Genomic DNA, 13,205 nt, shown 5'->3' on the forward strand with positions numbered 1-13,205 from the left:
CCTGCGCGCCGACGGCGCTGTCGGTGAGGCACACGTGGTGGCCGCGGCGCACGAGGCGCCGCACCGCGTGGTAGGTGTCGATCCACGCGTCGATGCCCGCCGAGGCGCTCAGTTCAGCGCGCGGCGGGCGGAGTTCGACGCTATAGACGGAAGAGGGCCCCTGCAGGGCAGCGACAAACGACACGTGAGTAATTGAGGACCCTTCGCAGGAGGTTCAGAATTCAGAATGAGCGAACTTCGAAGCTCTGAATTGCCCCGCGGAGCCTGGCGATGCCCCGCCCCGCGCTTCATTCCTGAATTCTGAACTCTGAATTCCTATTCGACTTTCTGTCGCTTCACCGTGTAGCCGGCGGGCACCGCGAACAGCGAGTCGGCCAGCGGTTCGTCCGAGATGCTGGTGACGGTGGTGTTCATCTCGCCGCCGCCCATCTTGGCGAACACGCCGGCCATCGGGCCGTCGCCCGACAGCTTGATCACCTGCACCGACTCGAGCGGCACGCCCTTCTCCGCCATCGTCTTGTACAGCGTCATCATGCCCTTCGCGTTGCCGGGCTGCGCCTTGGCCGCGCGCGGGTCGCCGAAGAAGAAGCCCTTTTCGGCGGCATTCAGGTAGAAGGCCGCGTAGTCCCTCGCGCCGGGCGCCTCGGTGGAAAGGAAGGCCGGACCCGAGATGTTGACGGTCATGGACATGCCCTCGCCCATCGTCGACTTCACCGACACGGCGAGGTCGTGGCCGAGCGCGGTGTGGCCGGCAACGGTCTTGGTCTGCCCGTTGGGCGTCATCTTCACGCTCACGCCGTCGGCCGCCACGCCGGCAGTCTGGAGCGTCCTGGCCATGTCGGCGACGTTCCAGATCTCGGCTTCCTTCGTCTTGTGGTTGATGCTGATGAGCTCGCCGCTGTCGACGTTCATGATGGTGGAGAGCTCGCTGCCGCCCAGGGCCTGGTCGGTCCGCATCTTGTTGCCCTTGATGTAGGTGATGGTCTGGCCAGACGGCGTCCGGCCCATCATCTTGCCCGACATCGTCGCCACCATCTTCACGTCGGCCGACGCGCTCGCCGCCCATGCCATCACGCCAAGTGCCGCTGCCGCTGTACGAAGACGCATCGTGCTCACTCCTCCTCCCCGGACGGACACGGTCGCCACAGCGACCGTGGACCGCAAGGGTCGAACCTGCGAAGTATAGAATACGGACCTGCTTCCCCCTGGACCGCCACCCTCATGAGCGCACTCACCTTCCTCGGGGCCGCACAGACGGTCACCGGCTCCCGTCACCTGCTCCGCACCAGCGCCGGCCACCGTGTGCTGGTCGACTGCGGCATGTTCCAGGGCCTCAAGTCGCTGCGTGAGCGCAACTGGCAGGGCCTCGGCATCGCCCCGGCCGAGATCGACGCCGTGCTGCTGACGCACGCCCACCTCGATCACGTCGGCTGGCTCCCGCGCCTGGTCGCCGCCGGCTATCGCGGCCGCGTCTACTGCACGCCCGGCACGCGCGACCTGTGCACCCTCGTGCTGCCAGACGCCGGCCGCATCCAGGAAGAGGACGCGCGCCAGGCCAACAAGCACCACTACACGAAGCACACGCCCGCCAAGCCGTTGTTCACCGAAGACGACGCCCGCCGAGCCCTCACGCTGCTGCAGCCGGTCGGCTACGGCGTGCCGCTGCCGATCGTGCCGGGCCTGACCGCCGAGTTCATCCGCGCCGGCCACCTCCTCGGCTCGTCGTTCATCCGCGTCACGCAGGACGAGGCGCCCCACACCATCCTGTTCGGCGGCGACCTCGGTCGCTACGGCCGGCCGGTGCTGCCCGACCCCGAGCCGGTCGACGAGGCGGACGTCCTCCTGATCGAGTCCACCTACGGCAACCGTACCCATCAACCAGACGACGATGGGGCCTCGTTGGCCGAGGTGGTCGTCGACACGCACGCCCGGGGCGGACGCCTGGTCATCCCCTCGTTCGCGATCGGGCGCGTCGAGGAGCTGCTCTACTGGCTGCAGCGGCTGGAGAAGGAAGGTCGCATTCCGTCGATGCCGACCTACGTCGACAGCCCCATGGCGGCCGAGGCGCTGCGGTTCTACAGCTCGCGGCCCGACGAGCTCGACCCCGACATGCGCCCGATTCACCGCGGTCCGATGTTCGACACGCGGCGCCTGCACGTGATCAAGGACACCGAGGAGTCCAAGGCGCTCACCAACTCCAGCGGCCCGGCCGTGATCATCTCGTCGAGCGGCATGGCCACCGGCGGGCGCGTGCTGCATCACCTGAAGCGGCTGCTGCCAGACGCGCGGAACACCGTGCTGTTCGTCGGCTACCAGGCGGCGGGCACGCGCGGACGCCTGCTCGTGGACGGCGCCGACACGGTGAAGATCCACGGCGAGGTCATCCCGGTGGCGGCCCGCGTGGTGCGCAACGACCAGATGTCGGCCCACGCCGACCGCGACGAGATCCTCCGCTGGCTCGGCGGCTTCAAGCGCGCACCGGGGCGCACCTTCCTCGTGCACGGCGAGCCCGAGGCCATGGGCGCGCTGGCCACGACCATCACGTCGACGCTCGGCTGGAACGTCCACCAGCCGCAGCATCGCGAAACGGTCGAACTCTAGGTAGGGCGCGATGTCCTCATCGCGCCGTTTGACGACCGTCGCAGATCTGATGACGGCGGGGTGAGGACACCCCGCCCTACCTCCGAACATGAGCGATCGCACCTACCTGCTCGAGCGCGTCGGCCCGGCTGCCGTCGTGCAGCTGTACGCCGACGCGTTCCACACACTGCACGTCGACGACAAGGTGCTGGCCTGGCACCTGTATGAAGCGGCCCTCGCCGGTCGCGACATCTACTACGACCAGCGGTTCGAGTACAGCCTCGCCATGCGCGACATGATCGAGGCGCTCTTCGCGGCGCGCGATCGCCTCGCGCCCGAGGTGGCCACGGCGCTCTCGACGTACACGAAGCTGTTCTGGATCAACTCTGGGCCGTACGACCACATCACGTCGCGCAAGTTCGTGCTGGAGCTCACGCGCGACCAGTTGCTCGAGGCCCTCCGCGCCGCGGCGGCCGCCGGCGTCGACGTGCCGCTCGGCCCGCACACGACGGCCGAGGCCTTCGTCGATGCGCACGCTCGCGACTTCCTCGACGCGACGTGGCGCCCCATGGTCACGAGCAAGACGCCCGGGCCCGGCGAGGACATCCTCGCCAGCAGCGCCAACAACCTCTACGTCGGCGTCACGTCGACCGACGTCGAGACGTTCGAGGAACGCTACGCACTCAACTCGCGCCTCGTGAAGGCGCCCGACGGGACGCTACGCGAAGAGGTGTATCGGGTCGGTGGTCGCTACGGCCACACCATCGCCAGAGTGGTGGCGCACCTCGAAGCCGCCCGCGACGTCGCCCCGCCGCCCACCGCCCGTGCACTCGACGCGCTGATCCGCTTCTACCGCACCGGCGAGGAGGCCGACAGGCGCGACTACGACATCGCCTGGGTGACCGACGCGCAGTCCCCCGTCGACACGATCAACGGCTTCATCGAGGTGTACCTCGACGCCCGCGGCCACAAGGGCGCGTTCGAAGGCATCGTCTTCCACGAGCATCCGGAGAAGACGAAGCACATCCGCAGCATCGCGGAGCACGCCGCCTGGTTCGAGGCGCACATGCCGTACGACGACGCATATCGGCGCACCGACGTGGTGGGCGTGTCGGCGCGAGCGATCGACGTGATCGTCGAATGCGGCGACGCCGGGCCGATGACCGCCATCGGCATCAACCTGCCCAACGACGAGTCGATCCGTGAGGTGCACGGCAGCAAGTCGGTGTCGCTGGCCAACGTGGTGGAGGCCTACGAGCAGTCGCAGCCCGAGAGCCTGCGCGAGGCGTTCTGCTGGGACGACGCGGAGCGCGAGCGCGCGCGTCGCTTCCAGGCCTTCGCGGGCGAGCTGGCGACGAGCCTGCACGAGGTGATCGGCCACGGCTCGGGCCGCATGTTGCCGCACGTGGGATCGCCGCAGGCCGCGCTGCGGGAGCAGTACTCGACGCTCGAAGAGACGCGGTCAGACCTCGTGGCGCTGTGGTTCATCGCCGACCCCGTGATGGTGGAGCTCGGGCTGATCGCCGCGGACGATCACGCCGACGTGGTGCGCGCCGAGTTCGAGGCCTACGCGCGCAACGCGCTGGTGCAGTTGCGGCGCGTGCGGCAGGGCACGCACCTCGAGGAAGACCACATGCGCAATCGCCAGGCCATCGTGCACTGGCTGATGGCGCAGACGACCGCCGTCGAGCGGCGCACGCGCGACGGCCACACCTACTACGTGGTGGTCGACGTCGAGGCCTTCCACGCCGGCGTCGGTCGGATGCTGGCACTGGTGCAGCAGATCAAGTCGGAGGGCCTGTACGACGAGGCCGTGGCGCTCTTCGAGGCGCACGGCATCCACTTCGACCCGGCGCTGCGCGACGAGATCGTGGCGCGCGTCGATCGCCTCGACCTGGCGTCGTACACCGGCTTCGTGATGCCGCGGCTGTCGCCTGTCACCGACGCCACCGGACGCATCGTCGACGTCGAGGTCTCGTACCCCCTCGACCTGGCGACGCAGATGCTGGAGTATGCCCGCCTGTTCGCCCTGGCCGATGAGGATCGCCGGGCCTTGGCCCTACGGTAGGTCTGTGAGTCGGCCCGTGGGAAGGCCGAGCCGTCAGGAGGGCGGAGTGGCTCCGCCCTCCCGGACTGATAAGCGGTGGCGCCGACTTCAGATGCGGAGCTTGCGGCGCAGGGTGCCAAGACCGAGGAGGGCCGAGCCGAGCAACGTCAGGCTGGCACCGCCGTCCGGGACCACAGAGAACCCGATCACGTCCTGGTTGTTGGCGTTGACCAGTGCCACCACGTTTCCGGCGCGCTGGGTCGGGTCCTCACCGTCGTTCACGAACGAATCCAACCAGCCCTGAGCCGTCGTGAACACCGCGCCGTCGAAGGCATTGCGGAATCGCGTCTTTCCGTTCAGGACGTCGTACGGCAGCGCACTGGTCTCCCGGACGATCTCCCACATCGCCACCTGGAGCGCCGCCGCCTGGACCGTCGACATCCCCTGCAGGGGCTTGACTCCGTAGAGAAGCTCTCGCAACTGGTTGGAACGGACGACCCCCATGCCGCCGATGTTCTCGGCGCCCTCACTGAGGTCCTTCACCTCGAACGTGTAGGACTGCCCCTGGGTGATGGTCTCCTGGGCTTCGACGCAGAAGGTGAGGAACGACCCCCCGATGCCAGGCAGGAGCTGCTCGGTGGCCGTCCCGCCAGTTCGCGTGAAACTGAAGGAACCCGCGTTCAGGCCCGTCCAGCCCGTCGACCCGACCGTGCTGTCCTCTATGATTCGCTCGAGGGTGCCTCCGCTGGTCGAGTTGAAGGTGGCCACGACCGTGCCCGCCTGGGCGGCATGGGTTCCGAGGAGGAGTACGACGGCAGCGGTGACGATGTGCTTCATGGCGCTACTGTCTAGCTAGACCCGTGCCATGTTTGGTCCACGCGGGCAGCGCCTTCAGTACCTGACCCATAAACTTCGCCTCGTCAACATTTTGCGACGTTCGCGCGTCTTGACGTCTGTTCGGGACGCCGGCGCGGCAGGTGATGCGGTCGTAAGGTCTACCGACGCCGCGACTGACAGGCCCGGCTGTGCCACCATGAACCGTGCTCGGGTCAGCCTCCCTCATTCGCGGCATGGAAGAGAGGACCGCGATGCTTCCCCTTCTCCTCGCCGCACTGCTGTCGACCACCCCGGCTGCCCAGGCCCAGTCGCCTCCGTCGCCAGCCGCATCCGACGTGCGCAGTGCCGTGATTGCCGCAGACGACGCGCGCCTGGCCTCGCCGGCGCACCGCAAGGTCGTCGAGGACACGCTGAAGAACGGTCCGACCGACGCGCAGGTGCTGGCCGTGCGCGCCCTCGGACGGACGCGCCGCGCGGAGTGGCTGCCGGCAGCGACAGCGGCGCTCGACCATGTGTCGATCGACGTGCGGCGCGAGGCGGCGTTCTCGGTGGCGCAGATCGGCAACGGGGATCCAGGGCAGCTCGAGCCGGCGCGCGCGGCGCTGGTGCGGCGGTTGGCCGTAGAACAGGACCTGCTCGTGCTGGCCAGCCTGGCCGAATCGCTCGGGCGCCTGCGATACGCCGGGGCGCCGGGCGTGGCGGCGGCCGCGCGTGACCTCGCGACGGCGTACGCGCGCGTGCCCGCCGGACCGGGGCGCACCATGTGCGCCGTGGGTGTGGCCCGGGGCGCCGAGGCGCTCGCGCGTCGGACGCGGACGCTGAAGGCCGATGGTGCGGCCACGGCACCGCTCGCCGATCTGCTCGGCACGCTGCTCGACGACGCCGCGCCGGAAGCTGGGGCGACGCGTCCCGACATCCTGCGTCGCAGGACCAGGCGCCTGGCGACGATGGGGTTGAGCGCGCTCGGGCCGCTGCCGGCGGCGCGACTGGCCGCTGCGCAGGTCGATGAAGACGATCAGGTGCGGCGCCTCGCCGTGCTGGCGCTCGCGGCACGCGGCGACGCGGCGGCCAGCGAGGCCGGGTGGGCATTCGCCGACCGGTCGGTGCTCGTGCGCCATGCGGCGCAGGCGCGACTCGGGGCCCGGCACGTGGCGCTTGCCGAGAAGGGCGCGGCGGATCCTCACGTGCACGTGCGACTCGCTGCCCTCGATGCGCTCGGGGAGGCACGCGCCTGCGGCGCCGTGTGCGACGCGCGCCTCGCCGCCGGTCCGCAGCCCGACGCGTGGCACGAGTACGCGCACGCCGTCGTGGCCCGCGCCCGCACCGAGGCCGCGGCCGCGCGGCCGGTCGTCGCCACCGCCGCCGCGTCGCCCATCTGGCAGGTGCGGATGTACGCCGCCCGCGCCGCGGGCGAGACGACGCAGGCCGACGTGCTCGCTCGCCTGGCGGGCGACGCCAACCCCAACGTGCAGCACGCGGCGCTCGTCGCCTGGCGCAGCGCGCGCCTGCCAGGTCTCGTGCCGGCAGCCAGCGCGGCCCTGGCCAGCAACGACGGGCAGTTGGTGCTCGAGGCCGCCACGGCCCTGAAGGGTGCCGCGCCAGACGAGGCGCTCGTCGCCACGCTGCGTGGCGCGCTCGCGCGCATCACGGCGCAGCAGCGCGAGACGTCGCGCGACCCGCGCATGGCGCTCGTCGAGCGGATCGACGAACTCGACGCGCAGCGTGAGACGACGCTCAGGCCGTACCTCTCCGACTTCGACAATGCGATCGCCGAACGCGTGGCGGCGCTGCTGCGCGCCCGCACCCCAGGCAACGCGACCATCGTCGCCACGCCGAAGCCGCTGCCCCGCGCGGCCGTCCCGACGGGGAGCGCGGTCGAGGCCCTGGAATCGACAACGGTCACGCTGACGCTGCGTGGCGGACGAACGCTGCTGGTGCGCCTCTACGCCGCGCAGGCGCCCACGGCCGTGGCGCGGTTCGTGGCCCAGGTGAAGGCGGGAGAGTGGAACGGCAGGACGTTCCATCGCGTCGAGCCCGGCTTCGTGGTGCAGGGCGGCAGCCCGGCGGCCAACGAGTACGCCGGCGCGGCCGCCTTCGCGCGCGACGAGTTCTCGTCGTTGAGCCAGGTGCGCGGCACGGTGGGCATCTCGACGCGCGGCCCCGACACGGGCGACGGGCAGATCTACGTCAACCTCGTCGACAACGCGCGGCTCGACTTCGACTACACGCTCATCGGATCGATCGGCGGCGATGTGTCGGTGATCGACGACATCCTCGAGGGCGAGGTCATCCTCGCGGCCGTGGCGGAGGCGCGGGAGGTCCGGTGACCGACATCCCCCTGCCTGCGACGCCAGCGGCTCACACCGAGGCCGCCGACACCGAGGCGGTGGGGTTCGTGTTGCGCCTCGGACGGGCGCTGCACACGTACGGGCTGTCGGCAGACGCGCTCGAGCATGCGCTGCAGGGCATGTCGGAGCGGCTGGGGCTGCAGGCGCAGTTCTTCACCACGCCGACGTCGATCTTTGCCGCGTTCGGCCCGCACGAGCGGCAGCGCACGCACCTGATTCGGGTCCATCCCGGCGACGTCGACCTCGGCAAGCTCGCGCGCATCGACGCGGTGTCGCGAGCGGTCGAACAGGGTCGCGTCGGCGCCGCCGAGGGATCGGCCCACATCGACGCCATCATCGCCGCGCCGCCGGAGCCGAGGGGCCTCGTGCGGGTCCTGGCGTACGGCGTGGCGTCTGCCGTGGTGTGCCGGATCCTCGGGGGCGGGCTGAACGAGGTGGGCGTTGCTGGAGCGTCGGGCCTGGTCACGGGGCTGATCTGGCTGGCCTCGCGGCGATGGCCGCACGGGTCGCATGTGTTCGAGCTGGTCGCGGCCCTCGCCGTGTCTGCACTCGTCACGCTGTTCGCGGCATGGAGCGATCTGCGGCTGTCGATCCCGACGGCGACCCTCGGCGGGATCATCGCGCTGCTGCCGGGCCTGACGGTCACGGTGGCCATGACCGAACTGGCCCGGCGCCACCTGGCAGCGGGCACGGCGCGCCTCACTGGCGCGCTCCTCGTGTTCGTGACGATTGCCTTCGGCGTGGCCGTCGGCAGCGAGGTGGCCGAATCCCTGGTGGGCACGGTGCGGTCGTTCAGCCCGCGCCGGCTGCCGGAGTGGACGCTGACGGTCGCCCTGGCGATCGCGCCGCTGGCCTTCGGCGTGCTGCTGCGGGCGCGGTGGCGCGACTTCCCGTGGCTGTGGCTCTCGAGCACCATCGGCTACACGGCGGTGCGGGTGAGCGCGCTGGCGTTCGGACCGGCCCTGGCGGCCGCCCTGGGGGCACTGGTTGTGGGTGTGCTGGCGAACCTCTACGACCGGCGGGGCCTCGGCCCGGCCGCGGTGGCCCTCGTGCCCGGCGTGCTGCTGCTCGTGCCCGGCAGCATCGGCTACCGGTCGCTCACCAGCCTCCTCGACGAGAACGTCATCGTCGGCGTGACGGCCGGCTTCACGATGATCCTCACGGCCGTGGCCATCGCCGTTGGCCTCCTGGTGTCGAGCGTCATCGTCCCCACCCGGCGCTGACCCCATCGACGCCCCTGCGTGTCCACAGGCCGACACATCGCCACTTTTTGTCAGTTTGTCGGGCAAACACGCCAGTTTTTGTCTGTCGGAATATCGACAATGGCCCTGTGCTTTTCCGAGGGTCGGCCGATTCCATGACTGTCAACGCCCGGGGTGAGGTCGTTCCCGGGACGATCGCGACGGCAGGAAGCACTCAAGGAAAGGCACGTCCGTGCATACCGTGCTCTATTACGTCCACCACGAGAACGAGGTGCCGGTCCTGGTGCCCGTCGACGTCGTCTCGAGGGAGCCCGACAGCCAGGGCAACCTCAGGCTGGCCGAGCCCCTCCAGCTGAAGGACGCGGTCGTCGACGCGGTGCCGCTGATGCGCTGCTACGAGTACGACCCGTACCTCGCCCACGCGGTGCAGGCCTATGCGGCGCAGGTGACGACGCTGGTGCGCGTGTCGCAGAGCGTGATCGAAGGGCTGGCCATTCCGGTGACGCCGGCGCCGGGCATCTTCATGCAAGCCGACGCACACGTGCATTAGCAATTCAGAATTCAGAGTTCAGGAATTGAGTGCGGGGCGGGCATCGCCAAGCTGCCGCACAGCATACGAAGTTGGGAATGAAGCGGACCGCCGGCGGAGTCGGGGGGTCGCACATCACACGAGTCAGGATTCACCATTCCAGGAATGCACGCGATCACGGGCCTTGCCCCCGACGACTTGGCGTTGCCCGCCCCGCGCTTCATTCTGAACTGTGAATTGTGAATTGCTTCAAGGCTGATCGATCCGCTCCCCGCGGGTCAGCCGCTCCCTCACCCCCTCGAACACCCGCTCGTCCTCCTGCCGCTGCGCAGGCGCGCGCTTACGCAAGGCGCTCATCACCACGCCCATCCGCTGGTTCCGCGCGAAGGTCGCCTCGTGCCGTGACAGGTACGCCCAGTAGAGCCGCGTGAGCGGGCAGGTCGACTTCGGGTCGAAGGCGCACGTCTCACAGTAGTCGCTCATGCGGTGGATGTAGCCCGCGCCGGCCACGTACGGCTTGGTGGTCATCAGCGGCCCGGCGGCGTACGTCCCCATGCCGAGCACATTGGGCTCGACCACCCAGTCGTAGGCGTCGGCGTACGCGACCCAGAACCAGTCGGTGAGCTCGCGCGGGTCCACGTCGAGCAGCGCCGCGATGTTGGCCAGCACCATCAGGCGCGGGATGTGATGGCTCCACGCATCGCGCCACACGCCGGCGACGACGTGATCGAGACACGCGAGGCCGGAGGGCGCGCCCCAGTAGGCGAGGGGCAGCCGAGTCCGCGCGTTCAGCACGTTCACGCGCGAACCACCATAGGAACCGGCAGTCGGGAGTCCACCTTCGCGCTGCGCGCTTCGGTGGACAGGTCGGCGGTCGGCAGTCTCGACGGGCACGGCGGCCTTGGGCGCCGAAGCGCGCAGCGCCACGGCGGCCTTGGGCGCCGAAGCGCGGAGCGCGAAGGCGGCCCACCGCGCGTAGCCGCCATCGCCAGGCGCTTCTGCGCGCGGCGCCTCGCCGTCTGGCAGTTGCGTGAAACCGTCGGTGGCCTCGTGTACGTGGCGCACGTACTCGCGCCAGCCGATCACCTGGCGGATGAAGCCCTCGCGGGAGTTGAGGGGCGCGTCGCACTGCTCGGCGTCGCGGACGACGCGTGCGGGCAGAAGGCGGTGGATGTTGAGCAGCGCGGAGATCCGCGTGTGGAACAGCCCGTCGTCTCGCCGCGACATCGCGTCTTCGTACGGACCGAAGTGCGCGAGGCAGTTGTCGAGGGCCCAGGCCCACAGCTGCTCGGCGTGCGCGGCCGTCGTCGGCAGCGAGGCCAGATCGACCTGCCCAGGGTGATCGGCGAAGCGCGTGCGCACGAGGTCGGCGACTTCCTCGGTGATGGCGTCGTGTGTGAACACCGGCGGACGCGGCGGCGCCGGCGTGCCGCGCCACGGCTCGCGGTTGTCCTCGTCGAAGCTCCATCGCCCGCCGACGGGGTCCTTGCCCTCCATGAGAATGCGTAAACGAGTGCGGACTCTTTTGTAGAACGCATCCATCCGCCACGGACCCCGTCCGGCGTAGGTGGGCAGGGACGGGTCTCCGAGCTGTCCGTTCGTAGGCGCCGGACTCGTCCGGCGCGACCGTCCCTCGAAGTCCTCGACGGTGGTCAGCCAGCCTTCGTGCGGGACTTCCTCGATCACGCCGTCGGCAACAAGTGGCGAGAGCTCGACGCGCAACTCACGCTCGGCCGCGCGCATCATCACGAGCCGCCCGGTCTCGCGCGCTACCTCGCGCAGCGCGTCGGCGTACGTGCCCGGCGTGTGCTCGTAGCGCACCGCCACGCCGCGCGCCGCCTGCTCGAGCGCGAAGTGGCGCTGGTTGGCGAGAATCAGCGCGAGCTTCTGCTGGTGGTACGGCCGGCGACGCCCCTTGGCCTCGCTCTCGACGAGCACGATGCCGACCTCGCGCGGCGCGTGCCGCGCGAGCGGGCCGATGCCGTCGTGCACCTGGTCGTACGGCACGTACACCCAGCGTCGACCCGACGGGTCGTGGGCATGGCGAGCGAGTGCCTCACGGAAGGCTGATGTGCGTGGCATGAAAGGTAGGCCCCGAAAAGGTAGGGCGCGATGTCCTCATCGCGCCGTTAGTCGAACAGGCACGCGTCGTGGACTAACGGCGGCGTGGGACACGCCGCCCTACCTTCGTGTCGACAACGTCCCCGGAGATGGCGTTGCTCGGACCTGCGCTCAATTCCTGAATTGAGAATTCCGAATTGTTCAGCGAGTTGGCCCTGCCCGCCCTGCGCTTCATTCTGAACTTTGAATTCTGAATTGCAGCTGCTGTGCGCCTGCTCCATACGTGCGGAGGTAGTTCTTCAGGCGCAGCTTCTTGATCGTGCTGTCGCTGCTCATGTACCTGATCACGCCGAAGATCTCGCGGCGCGGGGCCCACGGGCGATCGTAGCGGCCGAGCACCCAGAAGATGCCGCTGTACGAGTTGGGGTCGCGGCCGTCGAGCGCGTAGCGGTTGTTCAGCTCGATCATCACCGCCAGCGCCTCGCGCGGGTGCGAGGTCCACTCGAGGATCTTCTTGCCCCACAGCATGCGCAGGTAGTTGTGCATGCGACCCTCGCGCACCAACTGCCGCTGTGCGGCGTTCCACACCTGGTCGTGCGTCTCGGCGCGGGCGAACTCCTCGAGCGTGTAGAGGTGTGCGCGGGCATCGGTCGCGTGCGCCTCGAGCGACGTCCTGGCCCACTGCGGCAGCGACTCGTAGGTGTCGTGGTCGGGACGCAGCGCGCAGAAGTTGAAGCCCACCTCGCGCCAGGTGATCAGCTCGTCGAGGAAGGCCTCGACGTGCGGCGGCGCGCCCCACCAGCCCTCGCGCTGGCCGGTGGCCTTCGCCGCGATCTGGCGCGTGGTCCAGCCGGCGCGGGTCACCACTTCGGCGAACACGCGGTGGGCCCCGATGTGACCGAAGTGCAGCCAGGGCGAGAGGCCCGATGCGGCGTCGCTGTCGGGCTGGCTACGCTCCTCGTGGTACAGCGCGAGGCCGTGATCGAGGAAGCGCGCGAGCTGCGCCTGCGCGGCGGTGGTGCCGCCGGTGAGCACGGGCGACGCGGGCACGGTGTGGTCGATCGGGAGCGCGGCGAGCGCGCCGGGCGTGGCGGCAAGCAGGGCGTCTGTCGCCTCGGGCCAGGTGCGCCGGAACTCGTCGGCGATGGACGCAGGTCGCTGGGGGATGGCGGCGAGCGGATCGCGCAGGGGGAACTGCGACAGGTGCGGCACCAGCGACTTCTGCAGGTAGCGGCGGAACGCGTAGGCCGTCGGGTACACCGTGTCGGTCGCCCGCATCGGCATCAGGCCGTTGCCGTCCACGGCCTCGAGGCGGCAGTCGAGCTGCGCGGCGGCGGCCTCGACCATGCGCGGCAGGAAGAAGGTCGGGTAGTCGTCGGTCACCACCACGGCCGCGTCGCTGGCCAGGCGCGCCAGCAGGCCCTTCCCCGCGCCCGGCGTCGGTTCGACGTACGCGTAGTAGGACACGCCCCGGGCGGCGGCCTCGCGGCGGTGGTCGGCCATGCCCTGCAGCACGAAGGCATGCATGCGGTCGCTGGCCCAGGGGTACCCGGCGCGCAGCGGCTCGAACACCAGCAGCGGCAGATCGAGCTCGCGCGCCC

10 protein-coding genes are annotated in these 13,205 nt (G+C 69.9%); 5 read left to right on the top strand and 5 right to left on the bottom strand.

The genetic code is table 11. From position 1 onward, the window contains the following. Together ACIRDX_RS15495 and ACIRDX_RS15500 are read right to left on the bottom strand one after the other, a co-directional pair. A partial coding sequence (locus ACIRDX_RS15495) for a hypothetical protein (protein ID WP_396626341.1) occupies positions 1 to 184 on the bottom strand: 184 nt, incomplete at its 3' end. A gap of 131 nt (positions 185 to 315) precedes the next feature. Next, entirely contained in the window at positions 316 to 1,107 is a 792-nt protein-coding gene (locus ACIRDX_RS15500; protein ID WP_396626342.1) for a hypothetical protein, read from the bottom strand. A 114-nt stretch (positions 1,108 to 1,221) separates the two neighbouring features. Between ACIRDX_RS15500 and ACIRDX_RS15505 the strand changes: the two genes are divergently transcribed. Continuing rightward, positions 1,222 to 2,601 carry an MBL fold metallo-hydrolase RNA specificity domain-containing protein gene (locus ACIRDX_RS15505; protein WP_396626343.1) on the top strand — a complete coding sequence of 460 codons (1,380 nt, stop codon included), beginning with the start codon at positions 1,222 to 1,224 and terminating at the stop codon, positions 2,599 to 2,601. Between the two features lie 88 nt (positions 2,602 to 2,689). Next, the gene (locus ACIRDX_RS15510) at positions 2,690 to 4,648 is read left to right on the top strand and encodes a peptidase M49 (protein ID WP_396626344.1); all 1,959 of its coding nucleotides are present in this window, start codon (positions 2,690 to 2,692) and stop codon (positions 4,646 to 4,648) included. Positions 4,649 to 4,735: 87 nt separating this feature from the next. Here ACIRDX_RS15510 and ACIRDX_RS15515 read toward each other — a convergent pair whose 3' ends face one another. Beyond that, positions 4,736 to 5,464, bottom strand: a complete 729-nt coding sequence (locus ACIRDX_RS15515; protein ID WP_396626345.1) for a hypothetical protein — start codon at positions 5,462 to 5,464, stop codon at positions 4,736 to 4,738. 251 nt (positions 5,465 to 5,715) lie between these two features. Here ACIRDX_RS15515 and ACIRDX_RS15520 point away from each other — a divergent pair, with 251 nt between their 5' ends. The 3 genes from ACIRDX_RS15520 (at position 5,716) to ACIRDX_RS15530 (ending at position 9,564) form a co-directional block, all read left to right on the top strand. After that, complete coding sequence (locus ACIRDX_RS15520; RefSeq protein WP_396626346.1) at positions 5,716 to 7,791, top strand: peptidylprolyl isomerase; 2,076 nt, start codon at positions 5,716 to 5,718, stop codon at positions 7,789 to 7,791. Beyond that, on the top strand, positions 7,788 to 9,035 hold the full coding sequence (locus tag ACIRDX_RS15525) for a threonine/serine exporter ThrE family protein (RefSeq protein WP_396626347.1): 1,248 nt from the start codon (positions 7,788 to 7,790) through the stop codon (positions 9,033 to 9,035). The genes ACIRDX_RS15520 and ACIRDX_RS15525 overlap by 4 nt, the downstream gene beginning before the upstream one ends. Before the next feature lie 211 nt (positions 9,036 to 9,246). Further along, a complete protein-coding gene (locus tag ACIRDX_RS15530) occupies positions 9,247 to 9,564 on the top strand; it encodes a hypothetical protein (protein WP_396626348.1) in 318 nt (105 codons plus the stop codon). A gap of 228 nt (positions 9,565 to 9,792) precedes the next feature. On the opposite strand, the gene ACIRDX_RS15535 is transcribed toward ACIRDX_RS15530, so the two are convergent. Both ACIRDX_RS15535 and ACIRDX_RS15540 read right to left on the bottom strand, forming a co-directional pair. Next, on the bottom strand, positions 9,793 to 11,625 hold the full coding sequence (locus ACIRDX_RS15535; protein WP_396626349.1) for a cryptochrome/photolyase family protein: 1,833 nt from the start codon (positions 11,623 to 11,625) through the stop codon (positions 9,793 to 9,795). A 210-nt stretch (positions 11,626 to 11,835) separates the two neighbouring features. Beyond that, on the bottom strand, positions 11,836 to 13,205 hold a 1,370-nt coding region (locus tag ACIRDX_RS15540), incomplete at its 5' end, for a deoxyribodipyrimidine photolyase (RefSeq protein ID WP_396626350.1).

It is taken from the genome of Luteitalea sp. (genome assembly GCF_044337415.1).
GTDB lineage: Bacteria > Acidobacteriota > Vicinamibacteria > Vicinamibacterales > Vicinamibacteraceae > Luteitalea.

Coding starts and splice junctions, on each gene's coding strand:
- ACIRDX_RS15500 (WP_396626342.1), bottom strand. CDS start 1,107: ATGCGTCTTCGTACAGCGGCAGCGGCACTTGGCGTGATGGCATGGGCG.
- ACIRDX_RS15505 (WP_396626343.1), top strand. CDS start 1,222: ATGAGCGCACTCACCTTCCTCGGGGCCGCACAGACGGTCACCGGCTCC.
- ACIRDX_RS15510 (WP_396626344.1), top strand. CDS start 2,690: ATGAGCGATCGCACCTACCTGCTCGAGCGCGTCGGCCCGGCTGCCGTC.
- ACIRDX_RS15515 (WP_396626345.1), bottom strand. CDS start 5,464: ATGAAGCACATCGTCACCGCTGCCGTCGTACTCCTCCTCGGAACCCAT.
- ACIRDX_RS15520 (WP_396626346.1), top strand. CDS start 5,716: ATGCTTCCCCTTCTCCTCGCCGCACTGCTGTCGACCACCCCGGCTGCC.
- ACIRDX_RS15535 (WP_396626349.1), bottom strand. CDS start 11,625: ATGCCACGCACATCAGCCTTCCGTGAGGCACTCGCTCGCCATGCCCAC.